The sequence below is a fragment of the Noviherbaspirillum aerium genome (assembly GCF_008929045.1).
In the GTDB taxonomy this organism is placed as follows: Bacteria; Pseudomonadota; Gammaproteobacteria; order Burkholderiales; family Burkholderiaceae_D; genus Noviherbaspirillum; species Noviherbaspirillum aerium.
In genome coordinates, this window is record NZ_VFAH01000009.1 from 178310 (window position 1) to 194797 (window position 16488).

General features: G+C 62.7%; 16 protein-coding genes. 8 read left to right on the top strand and 8 right to left on the bottom strand.

Features of this window, described 5'->3' with window-relative positions; all coding sequences use genetic code 11:
* Nucleotides 1-797 precede the first annotated feature (797 nt).
* The 4 genes from FH061_RS15180 (at nt 798) to FH061_RS15195 (ending at nt 5267) form a co-directional block, all read left to right on the top strand.
* On the top strand, nt 798-3416 hold the full coding sequence (locus tag FH061_RS15180) for an FAD-dependent oxidoreductase (RefSeq protein ID WP_151636664.1): 2619 nt from the start codon (nt 798-800) through the stop codon (nt 3414-3416).
* A gap of 182 nt (nt 3417-3598) precedes the next feature.
* Nucleotides 3599-4189, top strand: coding sequence for a PRC-barrel domain-containing protein (locus tag FH061_RS15185; RefSeq protein WP_192805077.1), 591 nt, complete (start codon nt 3599-3601; stop codon nt 4187-4189).
* 14 nt (nt 4190-4203) lie between these two features.
* Entirely contained in the window at nt 4204-4623 is a 420-nt protein-coding gene (locus tag FH061_RS15190; RefSeq protein WP_151636666.1) for a PRC-barrel domain-containing protein, read from the top strand.
* 104 nt (nt 4624-4727) lie between these two features.
* Complete coding sequence (locus FH061_RS15195) at nt 4728-5267, top strand: DUF421 domain-containing protein (protein WP_225984682.1); 540 nt, start codon at nt 4728-4730, stop codon at nt 5265-5267.
* A 523-nt stretch (nt 5268-5790) separates the two neighbouring features.
* On the opposite strand, the gene FH061_RS15200 is transcribed toward FH061_RS15195, so the two are convergent.
* The 6 genes from FH061_RS15200 to FH061_RS15225 all read right to left on the bottom strand — a co-directional run bounded on the left by FH061_RS15200 (nt 5791) and on the right by FH061_RS15225 (nt 11534).
* Nucleotides 5791-6438 carry a Ku protein gene (locus FH061_RS15200; protein ID WP_225984683.1) on the bottom strand — a complete coding sequence of 216 codons (648 nt, stop codon included), beginning with the start codon at nt 6436-6438 and terminating at the stop codon, nt 5791-5793.
* A 223-nt stretch (nt 6439-6661) separates the two neighbouring features.
* A complete protein-coding gene (locus FH061_RS15205) occupies nt 6662-7264 on the bottom strand; it encodes a hemerythrin domain-containing protein (protein WP_151636668.1) in 603 nt (200 codons plus the stop codon).
* A gap of 183 nt (nt 7265-7447) precedes the next feature.
* Nucleotides 7448-8569, bottom strand: coding sequence for a lipopolysaccharide heptosyltransferase II (gene waaF / locus FH061_RS15210; protein ID WP_151636669.1), 1122 nt, complete (start codon nt 8567-8569; stop codon nt 7448-7450).
* Between the two features lie 36 nt (nt 8570-8605).
* Nucleotides 8606-9208, bottom strand: coding sequence for a D-glycero-alpha-D-manno-heptose-1,7-bisphosphate 7-phosphatase (locus FH061_RS15215; protein ID WP_151636731.1), 603 nt, complete (start codon nt 9206-9208; stop codon nt 8606-8608).
* 118 nt (nt 9209-9326) lie between these two features.
* On the bottom strand, nt 9327-10091 hold the full coding sequence (locus FH061_RS15220) for an SDR family oxidoreductase (RefSeq protein ID WP_151636670.1): 765 nt from the start codon (nt 10089-10091) through the stop codon (nt 9327-9329).
* A gap of 153 nt (nt 10092-10244) precedes the next feature.
* Complete coding sequence (locus FH061_RS15225) at nt 10245-11534, bottom strand: glycosyltransferase family 4 protein (protein ID WP_192805078.1); 1290 nt, start codon at nt 11532-11534, stop codon at nt 10245-10247.
* A 386-nt stretch (nt 11535-11920) separates the two neighbouring features.
* On the opposite strand from FH061_RS15225, the gene FH061_RS15230 reads away from it, so the two are divergent.
* The 4 genes from FH061_RS15230 to FH061_RS15245 all read left to right on the top strand — a co-directional run bounded on the left by FH061_RS15230 (nt 11921) and on the right by FH061_RS15245 (nt 15013).
* The gene (locus FH061_RS15230) at nt 11921-12436 is read left to right on the top strand and encodes a glycine zipper 2TM domain-containing protein (RefSeq protein WP_151636671.1); all 516 of its coding nucleotides are present in this window, start codon (nt 11921-11923) and stop codon (nt 12434-12436) included.
* A gap of 283 nt (nt 12437-12719) precedes the next feature.
* A complete protein-coding gene (locus FH061_RS15235) occupies nt 12720-13532 on the top strand; it encodes a mechanosensitive ion channel family protein (protein WP_225984685.1) in 813 nt (270 codons plus the stop codon).
* Nucleotides 13533-13802: 270 nt separating this feature from the next.
* Nucleotides 13803-14633 (top strand): hypothetical protein, encoded by an 831-nt coding sequence (locus FH061_RS15240; RefSeq protein ID WP_151636672.1) that lies wholly within the window; start codon nt 13803-13805, stop codon nt 14631-14633.
* Between the two features lie 80 nt (nt 14634-14713).
* Nucleotides 14714-15013, top strand: a complete 300-nt coding sequence (locus tag FH061_RS15245; RefSeq protein ID WP_151636673.1) for a PRC-barrel domain-containing protein — start codon at nt 14714-14716, stop codon at nt 15011-15013.
* Nucleotides 15014-15021: 8 nt separating this feature from the next.
* Here FH061_RS15245 and FH061_RS15250 read toward each other — a convergent pair whose 3' ends face one another.
* Nucleotides 15022-15519, bottom strand: a complete 498-nt coding sequence (locus FH061_RS15250; RefSeq protein WP_151636674.1) for a hypothetical protein — start codon at nt 15517-15519, stop codon at nt 15022-15024.
* A gap of 14 nt (nt 15520-15533) precedes the next feature.
* On the bottom strand, nt 15534-16481 hold the full coding sequence (locus FH061_RS15255) for a glycosyltransferase family 4 protein (protein ID WP_151636675.1): 948 nt from the start codon (nt 16479-16481) through the stop codon (nt 15534-15536).
* Nucleotides 16482-16488: the final 7 nt, after the last annotated feature.

Genomic DNA, 16488 nt, shown 5'->3' on the forward strand with positions numbered 1-16488 from the left:
CCGTATAGTAGACGGAGCCCGATTGCATCATGCTTGCGAAGGTGCCTTCAAGCAGGTGTCAGACTCATCTGCAGCAGTGCCCATGCCGACATGATGCGTGTTAAGTCGCGCGGGCGCGCAGGGTCTGCAGTATCCGTATTGTCCAAACAGGCCGGCGCCGACAGGAAGCCTTCCCGAATGCATTTGATGCGCAGCAAAGCACATATCGCAATACATCACGGATTCAAAGCATTGACGGCGCGCCTCGATGCGGCCAGGTCGCGCTTCGCGTCGGGAGTCGCCGTGCAGCGGAAGGCAGGGCAGGGCGCTCGCGGCATGCCGATATCGCGGACTGCCTGCGGCCGTTATCCCAGCTGCAGTCACCGGGCCGCGTCGGCTTCGGCCAATGTGGCTCGAAGTCGGGTTTCCCGGCATGGCGCTTGCCTGTGTATTGCTTGATGCCCTGGTGCTGACCAGAGAGCATTCATTGCGCAGAGTCAGGCGCGCGATTTTCAAATTCCCGCTTCCCGGCAGTCTCCAGACGTCTGCTGCGGGCATGCGCGTACCTGGACTTCGCAAAAGGCAGCAACCTGCCGCCGTGGCTTGTTCATGCACGCGACCGATTCAACCTGAAATGACAATGGACTTTTCCAATCACAAGCATCGACATATGCAGCTGCAAGCCGTTTCCGAAAAGCGACCTGCACGCGCAAGCGCGCGCCGGGAATGGCAATCGATGCCAGAGGGAAAAGTCCCGCGCGCCGTATCGGCACATTCCTTCCTGACCAACTTTCATGCCCTCGCGGCAAGGAGATAGCATGGCTTCTGCAATCATTGTCTTCTCTCATCTGCGTTGGGACTTCGTGTTCCAGCGTCCGCAACATCTTTTGTCGCGCCTGGCCAAGCACTATCCGATCGTGATCGTCGAAGAGCCGGTGTACGACGAAGAAAAAACTTTCCTCAAGACCTATTCGCCTGCTCCCAACATCCTGGTGTGCCAGCCGCACACCCCGGTCAACATGCCCGGCTTCCATGACGACCAGCTGCCCCACCTGCAGAAGCTGCTGCGTCAGCTCGTGCACGATTACGAAGATCACATGGCCTGGTTCTACACGCCGATGGCGCTGCCCCTGCTGCAGGAGCTCAAGCCGCGCCTGGTGGTGTATGACTGCATGGATGAACTGGCTGCTTTCAAGAACGCGCCAAAGCAACTTCTCCAGAGGGAGAGCGCCTTGCTGAAGGTGGCCGACCTGGTATTCACCGGCGGGCAGAGCCTGTATCGCACCAAGCGCGACCGCCATCCGAATGTGCATTGCTTCCCGAGCAGCGTCGACCGCGCGCATTTCGTGCAGGCGCTCGACCGCACCAACTCCCATCCCGCGCATCGCGAGATCCCCGGCCCGCGCCTGGGCTTCTACGGCGTGATTGACGAGCGCTTCGACGTGGAACTGCTAGGCAGGCTGGCCGACGCGCATCCGGTCTGGCAGATCGTGCTGGTGGGGCCGGTGGTGAAGATCGATCCCGCCACGCTGCCGCAGCGCGCCAACATCCATTACCTCGGCCAGCAGCCCTACGAGGCGCTGCCGCAGTTCCTCGCCGGCTGGGATGTCTGCCTGCTGCCGTTTGCAATGAATGAATCGACGCGCTTCATCAGCCCCACCAAGACGCTCGAGTACATGGCGGCGGAACTGCCCATCGTCAGCACGCCCGTCACCGATGTGGCCTCCTGCTACAGCGACATCGTCGCCATCGCCGGCGACCCCGAAACCTTCATCGCCGCCTGCGAGGCCGCGCTGCTGGCGCCGCCCGAAGAGCATGCGCGCAAGGTCGAGGGCATGCGCCGCGTGCTGGCCGCCACGTCCTGGGATTCCACGGCGGAGCAGATGCGCATGCTGATCGACACCACGCCGCGCCGCCAGGATATTCCGCTCATCGAGACGGCGCCGGTGGAGATCGATGAAAGCGAAGCATCCAACGTGAACCTGCTGCGCCGCGACGAGGCCAACCGCTTTGCCAAGACCGCGATCATCGGTGCCGGTCCGACCGGATTGTCCGCGGCCTATCATCTCGGCCATGATACGGTGCTGTTCGAGAAGAACGACATGGTCGGCGGATGGTGCCGCTCCATTCGCGACAATGGCTTCACCTTCGACCATGCCGGCCACATCATGTTTTCCAACGATCCCTATGTGCTGGAGCTGTACGACATCCTGCTCGGGTCGAACGTGCACTGGCAGGACCGCGAAGCCTGGATCTACAGCAAGAACGTCTACACCCGCTATCCTTTCCAGGGCGCGCTGTACGGCCTGCCGCCGGAGGTGGTGAAGGAATGCATCATGGGCGCGGTGGAAGCACGTTACGGCGCTGCCAAGCCGGGCCAGCCGACGGCGCCGTCGACGGCCAAGGCAAGCGACTGCTGCGGCGACGGCGGCGTGACGCTGCCGGGCACCAATGTGGCGTCGCTGGAAAAGCGCGGTCCCGCCAATTTCGAGGAATTCATCTATCAGGTGTGGGGCGCGGGCATCGCGAAGCACTTTGCCATTCCGTACAACCGCAAGCTCTGGTCGGTGCCGCTGACCGAGATGGAAACCTCATGGCTGGGCGGCAGGGTGCCGCTGCCGGATCTGGAACAGATCATCACCGGCGCGCTGGAACCGGCGGCCAAGCCGATGGGGCCGAACGCCCGTTTCGGCTATCCGCTGCGCGGCGGCTTCCAGGCCCTGGTGTCGGGCTTCGTGCCGCATATCAAGGGCACGATAGAACTGAATTCCGACATCATCAGCGTGTCGCCGAAACAGCATCTGCTCACGCTCGCCGACGGCCGGCGCTATGAATACGAGAACCTGATCAGCACCATGCCGCTGCCGGAACTGGTGAGGATCATCGGCGACGAGGCGCCGGAAGAAGTCAGGCAGGCGGCGGCCGGCCTCAAGCACATCTCGGTGCGCTGCGTGAACCTGGCGGTGGCGCGGGAAAACATCACCGACAAGCACTGGATCTATTATCCCGAGGACAGCACCATCTTCCATCGCATTTTCGTGCAGGGCAATGCCAGCCCGGAATGCAATGCGCCGGGAGGATTCGGCATCACCTGCGAGATCAGCTATTCGCCGGAATACAAGCCCCTGCCGATGAGCGGGCAGGAACTGATCAACCGCTGCATCGAAGACTGCATCAAGGTCGGCATCTTCAACGAGGACGACAAGATCATCGTGGCCAACGAAGTGGACATGCCGTATGCCTACGTGATCTATGACCATGCCCGCGCCGGCAATGTGGAATCCATCCGCTCCTGGCTGGCGATGTACGACATCACCCTGGCCGGCCGCTACAGCGAATGGGAATACTACAACTCCGACCACGCGTTCATCGCCGGGAAGAAGGCGGCGGAAGCGGTCAAGTGGGTGGAGCGGAAGAGCGCCGTGGCGGCGGAGTAGGCAGTCGGCCCGGTCGGCCAGTCGTCCGCATGAGGCACTGAAGCTCTGCAGCTATTGAAACTCTACAGTTTCAGGCATGTTCCTCCTCCTTGAAAGAGGGGAGGAACATGGCGAACGCCATGGCCATGGGAACAGCCCGCCGCAGAGCGGGTCAAACTTGCGTCGACTCCCGGAGGTCCGTCATGAAAACCACACCCGCCGTGCTGCTCATGGCCGTGCTGCTGCCTCTCGCCGCGCATGCGCAGGAGCAAGGGCGCCAATCCCCGCCATCGTCCAATCCCGCCCCCGCCACACGCTCGGCCAAGCCGTCGCCGCAGCAGGCCAGCCTCTATCGGAGCACCAAGATCATCGGCGCCACGCTGCGCGACGCCAAGGACAGGAAGATCGGCAACATCAAGGACCTGGTGCTGGACCGGGAGCGCGGCGAGATCGCGTATGCGGTCGTCAGCTTCGGCGGCGTCCTTGGCGTGGGACGCAAACTGCATGCGATTCCATGGCAGGCAATGGAACCGGGCGATGACGGGCGGCATTACATCCTGCATGCGGACCGGGAAACCATCAACCAGGCGCCCGCCTTCGACATGGCCCGGTGGCCCGACATGGCGGACCCGAAATGGAGCGGCGAGATCGACCGTTACTGGAACCGGATGGTCGGACGCGGTCCCCTGAGCGGCGGCAAGCTGACTTCCGGCGTGCCCGCGCCGGGCGGCAGCGCGCCCGCCAGCGGTCCGGGCACCGGGCCGCGCAGCGATATGCAGAGCAGCGGACGCTGAAGAAGGAAAAACGCATGGCGCAATCCCATCCTCCGCCGGCGCGCCGGGTTCGCATCATCGGCGACAAGCCGCATTTCACCGGACCGGGGCCGCAGGTGATCGCGGCCGAATCCCTGCAGGGCGAAAAGGTCGTCAATCCGCGGGGCGACCGGCTCGGCGAGATTGAAGCCATCATGATCGATGTCCCCAGCGGCCGCATCGCCTATGCGGTGCTCTCCCACGGCGGCATCATGGGCATCGGCGACAAGCTCTTCGCCATTCCTTGGGAAGCCTTCATCCTCGATGCCGAGCGGCGCTGCCTGGTGCTGGATATCGAGGAGGACAGGCTGCGCAGGGCGCCCGGCTTTGACAAGGCGCACTGGCCATCAATGGCGGACCCGACCTGGACCGCGGAGATTCACGACTACTATCGGGCCGCAGCGAAGGGCGATTGATCGTCGCATGGTGACGCCATGGCTGCGCGGCGCCGGGTCCCGGATTCGCCAAGCCGCGCCGCAGCGCCCTTCATGAGCGTCAGGCTCGCGCCCGGATGCACGTGATGCACGTGATGCACGTGATGCCCGGGGATGCCCGGGCTGTCGCAAGACCACGCCACTCGCCGCATGCGCAGTCATCCTATCGTTCTATCGAACTCATCGTGCGCGGATCGGCGATGTACTGGTTCCTGTTCCTGATCTTCCGTTTCATCATCCGGCGCGACGTCGGATCGGTCGGGCTTGCCGACGTTCTGATCCAGGTCATCGTCGCAGACGCCTCGCAGAACGCGCTGGCGGGGAATACACCAGTATCAGCGACGGCATGGTGCTGGTGGCGACACTCATCTTCTGGAATGTGCTGCTGGACTGGGCCAGCTACCGCTTCGCCGCCTTTCGCCGCCTTTCGCCGCATGGCCGAGCCGAGGCCTCTTGAACTGGTGGAGAACGGGCGGCTGCTCAGGCGGAACATGCGCCGGGAATTCCTCAGCGGGGACGAACTCTGGAGCAAGCTGAGACAGGCGGGCATCGAGTCGCTTGATGAAGTCAAGCGCATGTACATTGAATCGGACGGCCAGATCAGCGTGATCAGGCACAGGCGGTAGAGTGGTATCACCCTGACCGGCCGAGTCGGCGCCGGTCAGGGTAGAAGCGCTCTATAGATCCGGCGCGAAAACAGGTTGGGCCGGATCTCCTCTCACCCTGGCCCTCACCCAGAGGTAGAGGGTGAAACCGGCGACCCAAAAATGAACCATGTTTCGGATCGAATCTATAGAGCGGATTGCAGATGGATGGTCGGTCGCCTCGGCTTGTCTTGGGCGCCTGGCGGCATTGGTCGTCGCTGGTGTGGCCCGCCACACGGCGCTTCTCCCGCCTTGCCCTGCATCCCAAGGCAAACCGATGCTTCCGTACACTCATCCGCAATCCGCTCTAGGGAGCACGGAACCGTGGCAAGACAGCCCGGCTTCAGAAGCGTACGCACAAAAAAAACAGGGCAATTCGCATTGCCCTGAAAGCCGAACATCACACAGCTTCGCCTCGGTACTACAAACCATCATCCATACACCTGGTTCGACAGCCGTCCTTGTGTTGCGTTCTCGTTATCGGCCCGTCAACATGAAAATTATTTCAGCGCCGCCATGCATTGCGGCGGCGTGCCGCATGCGGCTGATGCGCTGCGCTGAAGCGGCGCACATCTGCCGCGCGCGGATGCATGCTGCGCTTGAGGATCTGCCCCAGGCAGGCATCGACAAGTTCATCGTCGGCATCGTCGAACAGATCATCGAGCTGTTCGACCCTGATTTCCGGCGAATTGCGAAAGCGCGGCGACTGTTCCGCCAGGGCCATCACGTCTTCCGGCAGGTAGCGCTCGTCGTGTACGCCGCTGAGCTCGATGCCTTCCGATACGGGAGCGGCCATCATGGCCAGCTCCTGCGCCTCGAGGAGGTCTTCTTCCGGCACGCCGAAGTGCGGGCGCGAACCGCTCTCGCTGCTCCAGCGCAGGGTGTTGAGCACCAGCGACTGGCCTTCCGGCACCAGCGCCGCAAGATGCTGGCGCGCCTGTATCACGACATAGGCGATGCCGATCTTGCCGCTTTGCTGCAGCGTCTCGCGCAGCAGCGCATAGGCCCGCTCGCCGCCAGGCGCGGGTTGCAGGTAATACGGCTTTTCAAAATAATCGAATGGGATTTCCTGAGCCTCCACGAATGCCAGGATATCCACGGCATGGGTGGGTCTTGCGTAGGTGCTTCGTCGTTCCGTGTCAGGCAGAATCACAATATTCCTTCCTGGATGTCATCAGCATTGAAAACAAGGCGGCTGCCTGATATTCCTTGCCTGTCCGGGCGGCGCCACCTGCGACCTGCTGGCAGCTTGGCTGCCGGAGGCCATCCGCATCATGCAATGCGCAGGCGGGCGTCCCTCATCGTATTCTCGTACTCAGGTATTCATTACGCCGGAGAAGAGCCCCGGCGCATTTCCTTCATTGCCAACGCTGCTGTCAATGCACGTTCTTGCGCGAGCTCGACTTGCCGCCGGACTCCATGGCTTCGACTTCCTCGGTCTCGAGCGGAACGCCAAGCTCTTCATGCAGGGCCAGCTTGCGCTGCATCAGTTCATCGCCGAGATCGTCGAGGTCGAGGTCCGACTTCTTGACCTTGGCGAACAGCTCCTTCTCTTCCTCTTCGATGTGGTGCTTCACATATTCGCCAAGCACGGTGAATTTGGCATCGTACAAATCATCGCCGGGCTGCATCGCGGAGAGTTCGCTGATGAGCTGCTTGGCCGAGGCGTGCTCGACTTCGGCTTCATCCAGCAAGTCCATGTCCTCGATGGCATCGCGCGCGGCGGGATAGAAGATTTCCTCTTCGATCTGGGCATGGATGGTCAGCGCGGCACAGGCGGTTTCCACCAGCAACTGCTTTGCTTCCTCGTCCTCGTCGCCCTTGTCCTTCATCTTTTCGAATTCGTCAAACAGATCGGTCACCATGCGGTGATCGGCGATCAGCAGCTTGATGGCGTCCATGCTGGCGGATTTCGATGCGGCTTGCTGAGCGGATTTCGAAGACTTCGAGGTGCTCTTGGATGTTGCGTTACGTGGCATGGTGATCTCCTATTGATTGGCTACGGTGCCGCTGGTATCGCAAGCTCCATGCCAAGGTCGGAAGCGGCTCCGGGAGCCGGAAGCCGCCCGGCGCGGCGGCCGGAAAAGCGCGTTGGGCGGCATGGACGGGCGATTGCGGCTCCAAATTTGCAATCGCCGGTAAGACCTACAGGGATAAATCTTTTACACGGCGTGTAGGAGTTGCATCGGCGCGATGGAAACGGCTTGCCGGGGAATGACGTGCAGCAATTCCAGCGCCGCCGCAACGACCTGCTGCGGCTCGACCTTGGTCAGGCAGTGATGATGTCCCTGCGGGCAGATGCTCTTGTAGCAGTTGCGGCAGGGAACGTCGTGGTAAAGCACCCGGCTTGCCACTTGCCACGGCGTATGCTGCGGATTCGTCAGCGCATACAGGTCGACCACCGGCGTGCCGAGCGCCGCGGCCAGGTGTGCGGGGCCGGTGTTGTTGGAGATAAGCAAGGGGGCCAGGGAAATGACGCCGCCGAGCTCTCCCAGGCTCAGTTTGCCCGCTAGCGAAAAGGTCTGCGGCAAGCCTTCGCGGATGCTGTCGATCAGCGCCGCTTCCTCACGGCTTCCGGTGAAGATCAGCGGGCAGTCGAGCCGCTCCGCGAGGGCTCGCGCCGCGGCTCTCCAGTGGGACGCAGGATAGCGGCGCGACTGCGCGGTGGCGCCGGGATGCATGACGATCCAGGGACGGCCCTCGCCAGACGCCTGGCCGGCGCCGATCGCGCCGAGCAGGTTGCGTGCGGCTTCCATGTCCTGCGGAGGTATCGCGAATGACATCCTTTCATCGGCGGTTGTCGCACCGATGCTGGCGACCAGGTCGAGCTGGCGCCGCACTTCATGACGCACCGTTTCCTCGGGCTCCGGATCGCGCACCCAGTGCGACAGCATCTGGTAGGGATTCTCGCGGCAGTGCGCCAGGCGCAGCGGTATGCCGGCCAGATAGCACATCATCGCCGCCGGCAGCGGATTCTGGCTGTAGACGGTGAAGATCACGGCGGCATCGTAAGCGTCGCCGGCCAGCCGCGCGATCATCTCCATGTCGTCGGCGGCCGAGTGGACCGAGCTGCTTTTCATCCATGGCGCGGCATACTCGATCACCGCATCGATTTCCGGCACATGCCTTGCCGCCGCGGCTCCGCTGGCGGAGGTAAGCAGGGTGATGCTGCTGCCCGGATGCGACTGCTTCAATGCCCGGATGGCAGGCGTGCTCATCAGGACGTCGCCCATGTAGTCGAGGCGGATGCAGAGTATCCGCCGCACGTCATTCCATTGTTTCATGCTGTTCTGTTCTGGTTGGCTTGCCGGCTCGGGCAATCACTGGCTTGCCGCTTCGCTGCCCGCATGGCCTTCCTTCTCGATGGAGGCAATCATGGTGGCGGCGGTGTAAAGATCGGGCGCGCTCAGGTGCGGCGTGCGCTGCGGCGACATTTTCCATTCGGTCTCGTTGCCGTTGTCGATCAGCACGGTCTGGCAGCCGGCGCGGCGGCCGGCTTCGACATCATGCAGGATGTCGCCGATCATCCAGGAACGCGACACATCGATATCGAGTTCGCTGGCCGCGCGCAGCAGCATGCCCGGCATGGGCTTGCGGCAGGTGCACGGGACCGCATAGCGGCCGACCACGCCTTCCGGATGATGAGGACAGTAATAAAACCCGTCGAGGCGAACGCCGTACTGGGCGAGCAGGTCGGACAGGCGCTGATGGACGGGACCGAGCGCCGCTTCGGTGAACAGGCCTCTTGCCACGCCCGACTGGTTGGTGACGACGATCAGCGCAAAGCCGAGCTGCTGCAGGATCTGCAGCGCCTGCCCCGCATTCCAGGTCAGCTCGATCAGTTCGGGATTGACGTTGTAGGGAACGTCTTCGACGAGGGTGCCGTCCTTGTCGAGAAATATGGCGCGTTTGCTGGTTGTCATGATTCCGGTGCCGGCCTTGTTGATGATCACGGTGATGCAGTCGGATGCGGCGCGGCGGAGCAATGTCCCTGCCGCGCCGTGCCGCCTTCGATGCGTCATTGCTTCATTGCTTCACTGATTACGGCCAGGAAGATTCCTGCATCGGCAGGACCATCACTTCCGGTATCACGGTCTGTTCCGGCAACAGCAGCACGCCCTTGACCGCCTTGGCGACATTCACCGGATCCTGCAGGGTATTGATGTCGATGTCGGGGAAGCGGTCGAGCAGGAAGGGCGTGCGCATGCCGCCCGCGAGCACCGCGGTGACCTTGATCTTCTGCGGACGCAGTTCCGCGTGCAGCGCATGCGACAGGCCGAGCAGGCCCCACTTGCTGGCGTGGTAGACCGAAGCGTTCGGCCAGGCGCGCTTGGCGGCGGTGGAGGCGATGTTGACGATCTGGCCGCCGCCCTTCATGTGGCGGGCTGCATATTTCGACAGCAGGAAGGGGCCGTACAGGTTGGTGCGCATCACGCGGTCCCAGTCGTTGTATGTCAGTTCCTCGATGGGCAGCGTGACGTCGGTGCCGGCATTGTTGATGAGCACGTCGAGGCGGCCGAAGCGGCTGACCGTCTCTTCGATCGCACGCTCGGCGGCGACCGGGTCGCCGACATTGAAGCCGATCGCGTGCGTCTTGGCGCCGGCTTCCTCCAGCAGCGATGCCACGGTCTGCGCCTTGTCGAGGTTGAGGTCGCCCACCACCACCGTGGCGCCCGACGCGCTGAGCACATGGCACAGCGCTGCGCCGAGGCCGCTGGCGCCGCCGGTCACGAGTACGATCTTGCCGGCAAGCTGCTGGGCTTCGTCCGGGTCTGCTACATAGCTGGATACTTTTACGTCGCTCAATTCCTACTCCGTCAAGTTGAACCTGTTGCCGAGACTACGCTGTCCAGGCTCGATGGTTGTTGATGCAAACGGCATCGCGATGCGATGCCACCGGATGTCTTCCGATCTCCTTGCGTTGGTGATTGAAGATTGCTTTGCGGGCTGTGCCGCTGCTTAGCCGCGCAGGCTCATTTCGCCCGCCGCGGCGATGCGCGGCTGTACCGCATAGGCGGCGGCCGGCTCCAGCACGCTTTCGTACACGGCAGCCATGTTGGATGCGACATTGCGCCAGGTGAAGTGCTGGTAGGCGCGGCGCATGCCGGCCCAGCCCATGCGCTGCGCGATGTGCGGATGACGATGCAGCCAGGCGAGTTTCTCGGCCAGCTGTTCGGGGTTGTTGGGTTCGACCAGGTAACCGGTCTCGCCGTCGACCACGGTGGTCTTGATGCCGCCCACCGCGGTGCCTACCACCGGCGTGCCGCAGGCCATCGCTTCCACCGGCGTGATGCCGAAGGGCTCGTACCAGGGCGTGGTGACGAAGACATTGGCGGCGCTGTAGAAGTAGCGCAGCTGGGCCCGCTGCCGCTGGCCGGTGAAGGTCACGCATTGCTCGATGCCAAGTTCGCGCGTCAGCGCCATCAGGCGTCCGAGCTCCGGCGTGGCAACCGGATCGGGCTGTTCCGCATTGCCGCCCACCACCAGGAGGCGCACCGGCACCTGGTATTGATGGCGCAGGATGGCGGCGGCGCGGATCACATTGTCGACACCCTTGCGCGGCACCATGCGGCCCAGCTGCAGCACCACGAATTCATCATGGTCGAGCGCCAGCTGGCGGCGCGCATCCAGCGTTACCGGCCAGAATTCATCCGGATCGAAACCGCAGGGCACGACATCGATGCGGTCGCCGCGCGCGCCGTACAGCAATTCCATGTCGCGCTGATCCTGCGGACACTCGGCAATGATGCGGTCGGCCTCATGCATGAGCCGCTCCTCGATGGAGAAGCGCACATCGGGAAAGGCATCGGCTTCCTTCTGGCTCAGGCGGCGCACGCGGCCCAGCGCATGGAAGGTCATGACGAAGGGAATGCCGAGCGACTTGCGCACCTGCTGCGCCACCATGCCCGACATGAAGAAATTGGCATGCAGCAGGTCGTAGGGCACTTTCTCGCGTCGCGCGAAGCGGATCATGAAGCGGCCGAACTGTTCCATGAACGGCAGCATCTGTTCCTTGGGGATGTAATAGGCCGGACCCGCCGGCACATTGATGACGCGAATGCCCGGCAGCCAGTCAACCACCTGGTCCTGGGTTTCGCTATCGCGGCGCGTAAAGATGTCGACGAGATAGCCGAGCCTGGCGAGCTGCCGTGCCAGCTGGGCGACATAGACATTCTGTCCGCCGCTGTCGATGCTGCCGAGATGGGCCAAAGGGGAAGCGTGCTCGCTGATGAGGGCAATTTTTCGCATGGTATTGATGTTGTGGAATTATTGATTCGCTGCATTGCATTCAAAGCAAATGATGTACCCAGCTCACCATTTCATTTCCTGCTTCGCATTGCCCAAGCCGTGCCTTGCTTTCCTTCGCAGTCAGGCAAGCAGTCCGGGAAGTCCAGCGCAAAATGTGTCGGGTAAAAAGTGCGCGCGCGTGTAAAAACTGCGACTGGGCGCGTGTAAAAACATAGACATGGTCCGGGGGAAGGACGTTTCCGATTTCCGCAGGTATGCGGCATCTTGTTTGCGATCTGGCATAAGTCCTGCATATTTTTCCGGTTAAGTTCCGAAATGCGACGGCGCTTTTCCCCCGGGAAGCGTGCCATGCAAAATCCGGACATTCACGAAAAAGGAGATCCATCATGTTGAACAACAAGACAAGACTTGCAAAACCCATTGCCGCAGGCTTCGCGGCCATCCTGCTGGCTGCATGCGGAAGCAGCCCGAACACGGCATCGACCAGCTCCTACCCGATGACCACCACAGGCAGCTCCATTCCGGTCACGACCACCAGCAGCACCACAGGCTATGGCGTCATACAGGCGATTGATGTGGTGCCCGGCCAGGCCGCGTCCGGCGGCGTCAATCCCGGTGTCGGCACCGTCGCCGGCGCGGTAGTGGGCGGCGTGCTGGGCAACCAGGTCGGCAGCGGAAGCGGCCGCACCGCGGCCACGGTGGCCGGTGCGGCAGGCGGTGCGCTTGCCGGACGCGCGCTGACCCGCAACTCCAGCGGCGGCGGTACGGGCGATTCCTACCGCGTCGCGGTTCGCATGGACAACGGTTCCGTGCAGACACTGGTGCAGGATGTGCAGCCGGGCGTGCAGGTCGGGGAACGGGTTCGCCTCGAGAACGGGGTGATTGTCGAGCGCTTCCGCTAAGCACGGGCGTAACGAAGGGCGCGATGCAGGTGACGCGCGCTTCGACCGGACTTTCCTGCTTACAGAGGCGCGCACGCACGCGCCTCTATCTACTGCGCATTGACTTGCACAAGGGCAGTCAACGGACCCGCAGTCAACGGACCCGACACGCACTTTCCTTGAAGCCTGTCAGCCTGCGCCATGTCGATCCATGTGAACATCGGACCGATGTGCCCGGCATTGTCGCGCCGCCGTGGCGGCGCATGCCGTCAATCTCCATCCATCACGATCAAGCAAACCGTCAATGACAATAGAACCCGACGTCATGAGACAGTGGGTCAATGTGCTGCGCCCCTGGTTCAACATGATTCTGGTCTGGGTGCTCGCATGGCTGGCCCTGCGCCTGATGCGGCGCGTGCTCAACCTGCTCAACACCCATATTCTCAATCATGCCAGCCTGGGCGATGCGCGCCGGGTGGAAACACTGATGAATGTGTTCCGCTACACCGCCACCATCGTCATCATCGGCGTGTCCATCATGCTCACGCTCGGGCTGATCGGCATTTCCATCACGCCCATCCTGGCCACGGCCGGCGTGGCGGGGATCGCCGTCGGTTTCGGCGCGCAAAGCCTGGTGAAGGATTTCTTTACCGGCCTGTTCCTGCTGATCGAGAACCAGGTCAGCGAAGGCGATGTGATCGAGGCGGCAGGCAAGAGCGGACTGGTCGAGCGCGTCACGCTGCGCCACATCCGCATCCGCGACTATGACGGCGCCGTGCATTTCATTCCCAACAGCATGATCACCGTGGTGACCAACCGCAGCCGCGGCTTCGCCTATGCGGTGATCGACATGAACGTGAAGCGGCAGGGCGATGTGGAGCGCGTGTTCGAAATGATGCACCGCGTCGGCGCCGCCATGCGCGCCGACTCCGCGCTGGGTCCGATGATTCTCGACGATATCGATATTGCGGGCGTGGAAAAGGTGGAAGACGCGGCAATCTCGGTACGCTGCCGCATCAAGGTCCAGCCGGCGAAGCAATGGCGGATACGCCGGGAGTTTCTGCGCCGCATGAAGGCCGCCATCGACTCCGTCGAGGAAGTGCCGTCGGCGGCATGACCTTCCGCTTGGCGCGTCGGGCCGGCCTTCACTGAATGGATTCTTTACCAGGTTTGGCAAAGCTTACTCTGCCTGCTTAAGCGCTTTGATCGGCAAGCAAAAGCCTTTTTCTCCGCCTCCGTTCCGAAAGCCGCCTGTTCCGCCGCATTTTCATGCCGTGTGGATTTTGGCATGGATGTTGCCTTTTACGCTAAGGCGTGAAGCGGGATGTGCGGGGAGCATGCAGGGCAGGGCGACTCCCGTTTTATCAGTCCATAAGGAAATAAGAACATGGCAATCAATGACAATCCTTCCGCGCGTGGCGATGCAGTCCACAGGGTGGAGGTTGGCGAGTACAACGTTCGTCGTCCGGTGTTGCCGGCCATTCGCTGGGGTGCGGTATTCGCCGGAGTCGCGGTCGGCATTTCCATTCAGCTGGCGCTGACTCTGCTTGGCATTGCCGTGGGATTCTCTTCGATACAGCCGAGCGAAGGAGAGAGCCTGAGCATGGGGCCGCTGCTGTGGACCGGCTTCAGCATGCTGGTAGCCGCATTCTTCGGCGGCTACGTCGCGGCCCGCATGTCCGGCTTGAAGCGCAGGGCGGACGGCGTGCTGCATGGCGCAGTGTCGTGGGCGGTCACTACGATCATGTTCGCGGTGCTCGCCACGTCGGTCGGCGGCGCGCTGGTCAGCGGCGTCTTCAACAACATGAGCCAGCTTGCGCAGGCCAGCGTGGCCGCGGGCGAATCGCCGCTGTCGTCGCTGATGCGCGCGCAGGGCGGGCGCATCGATCCGCAGGCGATGCGCCAGTTGCAGCAGTATCTGAAAACCGGCCAGCGCGACCAGGCGGTGCAGCTGGTGATCAGCACGCTCGGTGTCGAACAGATGCGCGCCGAGACCATTGTCGACCAGGCACTCATCCTGTCCGGATCTTCCGACGCCGCCTCGCCGCAAGGCAAGGCAAGAGCGGAGAATGTGATGCAGAACGCCGGCACGGCGGCCTGGGTGGTATTCCTTGCCGTGGCACTGGCGCTGGCCGTCGGCGTTGTCGGCGGTGCGCTGGGGGTGGTGGGGTCGCGCCGTGTCAGCTGGTCCAACGGACAGGCGCCGCAGCGCAGGTGACGACACGCAGTCAAACCGGATTGATGCCGCGGCCGGCTTGCGCGGCGAATCAATGAAGCAGTAATGAAGCAGGAGCCATCATGCAAATCACTGTAGGAAGACGTCCCAGAAATCCCCGACCTCGCAGCGGGCCGGCGCGCTTTGTGCCGCTGGCGGCGCATGAATCGAGCACCGCCGATCTGTTGCACGGATGCCCGGTCGTCACGGCCAACGGCGAGCGCATCGGCATCGTGGACCGTCTGATGATCGATGTCGTCACGCACCAGTTGCGTTACGTGGTGCTGGCCCGCAAAAGGAACAGCGCAGTCGTGGCATTGCCATGGCATGCGCTGTATTTCGATGCGGCCCAATCGAAGCTGGTGTTTTATACCCTGGGCTGAGTCGAGGCTTATTTCGGCTGCAGGAAGAGGCCGTTGCCGCGTGCCTCGGCAATGCCCGCCTTGGCGACGGCGCGCAGGCACATCGCCACCGTACCGGCGAAGGCCTCGTCGTACCATGCATTGGCGCCGCTGACGCCGACGACAATGCCGTCGACCACCACGCTGCCCCACAGCACCGTATCCTTCGCCGCCAGCAGGTGAGGGCGCAGTTCCTGCACCATGTGCCCGTCCATGCCGGTGCGCCAGGCAATCGATGCCTTGGCTTTCGCGAAGCCGGCGTAATCGGCATCCCACTTCTCGCGGTCGCCGACCGCATGCTCGTACAGCACCGCTTCCTCAAACGATGCGTTGGCCGGGGTGCGCAGCGGATCCATCACCACGATATACAGAAAGCCGCTTTCGCCCACTTCCTTTTGCTTCATGGCTTCGGTAATCATCGGCAGGCTCATTCTTACCGCCTTTTCGGCGGCGGCGCGATCGATGAAATAGCTTGCGTTGGCTGTCATGTGATCCTTTCGATTCAGTTTGTGACGAAGTGGAATGCCTGGTTCCAGTCATCCACGAAGCGGTTGATGTGAAAGCGTTCATTGGCGTAGCGGCGCGCGCCTTCGCCGAGACGGCGCGCCAGCTGCGGGTCGTCGTTCAGCGCCTGCATGTGGTCGATCAGCGCCTCGACATTGGTATCGACATAGCCGGAAACGCCGTTGTCGATGACGGTGGACATTTCGGTGGTGGCCAGGCCGACGATGGGCATGCCGATCATCATCGCCTCGATCACCGCCAGGCCGAGGCTGGTGTAGCGGATCGGATTGAAGAAGAAGCGGTATTGCGCGCTGAAGGCCGGCAGCTGCGCATGCTCGATTTCGCCGATGCCGCCGGCATCGAGCGCGCCCATGCCGACCAGGTCGAGCGGAATCTTTTCCTTCGCCTGCAGGAAGACGTCGTAGCCGAGGCGCCGGCCGCGCGTGGCGATGTTGTTGATCACCACCAGCCCGCGCGCGATATCGCCGCGATATGCCACGCCCGGCGGCACCAGCACCCCATGCTCGACGACGCGTGTCGGCGTGCGGCCGTTGTTCCACATCAGGCGGTTGAAATGGGTGACATGCACCAGCAGCACCGAGGGATCGTCCACCGGATGCGGCATGTCGGTGGGATGCTCGCGCGGCGTGTCGTGCTCGATGTAGATCTTCGGCAGCCTGCGCTGGGCTTCGGACAGATACTGGTGCTGGTCCTTCAGATACTGGTCGTCGTCCTGGAACAGGATCAGGTCGAACTCCTGATCCTTCACCTCGGCCACCGGCATGTCGATGACATTGTCGCCCCAGGGAATATGGCCGCAGCGTCCGCCGTAGCCGGGAGGACGGTCCGGCTTGGACATGACATAAAAATCGTGCGGCGCCTGGGTCAGGTAGTAAAGGTAGCTGCCATGGGTATGCCAGGTGAGGATCTTGAGTCGTCGCTGCATGGTCGGA

Excerpts from the sequence above, each read along its gene's own strand:
- FH061_RS15180 (WP_151636664.1), top strand. The coding sequence starts at position 798 with ATGGCTTCTGCAATCATTGTCTTCTCTCATCTGCGTTGGGACTTCGTG.
- FH061_RS15185 (WP_192805077.1), top strand. The coding sequence starts at position 3,599 with ATGAAAACCACACCCGCCGTGCTGCTCATGGCCGTGCTGCTGCCTCTC.
- FH061_RS15190 (WP_151636666.1), top strand. The coding sequence starts at position 4,204 with ATGGCGCAATCCCATCCTCCGCCGGCGCGCCGGGTTCGCATCATCGGC.
- FH061_RS15195 (WP_225984682.1), top strand. The coding sequence starts at position 4,728 with ATGCACGTGATGCACGTGATGCCCGGGGATGCCCGGGCTGTCGCAAGA.
- FH061_RS15205 (WP_151636668.1), bottom strand. The coding sequence starts at position 7,264 with ATGCCACGTAACGCAACATCCAAGAGCACCTCGAAGTCTTCGAAATCC.
- waaF (WP_151636669.1), bottom strand. The coding sequence starts at position 8,569 with ATGAAACAATGGAATGACGTGCGGCGGATACTCTGCATCCGCCTCGAC.
- FH061_RS15215 (WP_151636731.1), bottom strand. The coding sequence starts at position 9,208 with ATGACAACCAGCAAACGCGCCATATTTCTCGACAAGGACGGCACCCTC.
- FH061_RS15225 (WP_192805078.1), bottom strand. The coding sequence starts at position 11,534 with ATGCGAAAAATTGCCCTCATCAGCGAGCACGCTTCCCCTTTGGCCCAT.
- FH061_RS15230 (WP_151636671.1), top strand. The coding sequence starts at position 11,921 with ATGTTGAACAACAAGACAAGACTTGCAAAACCCATTGCCGCAGGCTTC.
- FH061_RS15235 (WP_225984685.1), top strand. The coding sequence starts at position 12,720 with ATGACAATAGAACCCGACGTCATGAGACAGTGGGTCAATGTGCTGCGC.
- FH061_RS15240 (WP_151636672.1), top strand. The coding sequence starts at position 13,803 with ATGGCAATCAATGACAATCCTTCCGCGCGTGGCGATGCAGTCCACAGG.
- FH061_RS15245 (WP_151636673.1), top strand. The coding sequence starts at position 14,714 with ATGCAAATCACTGTAGGAAGACGTCCCAGAAATCCCCGACCTCGCAGC.
- FH061_RS15250 (WP_151636674.1), bottom strand. The coding sequence starts at position 15,519 with ATGACAGCCAACGCAAGCTATTTCATCGATCGCGCCGCCGCCGAAAAG.
- FH061_RS15255 (WP_151636675.1), bottom strand. The coding sequence starts at position 16,481 with ATGCAGCGACGACTCAAGATCCTCACCTGGCATACCCATGGCAGCTAC.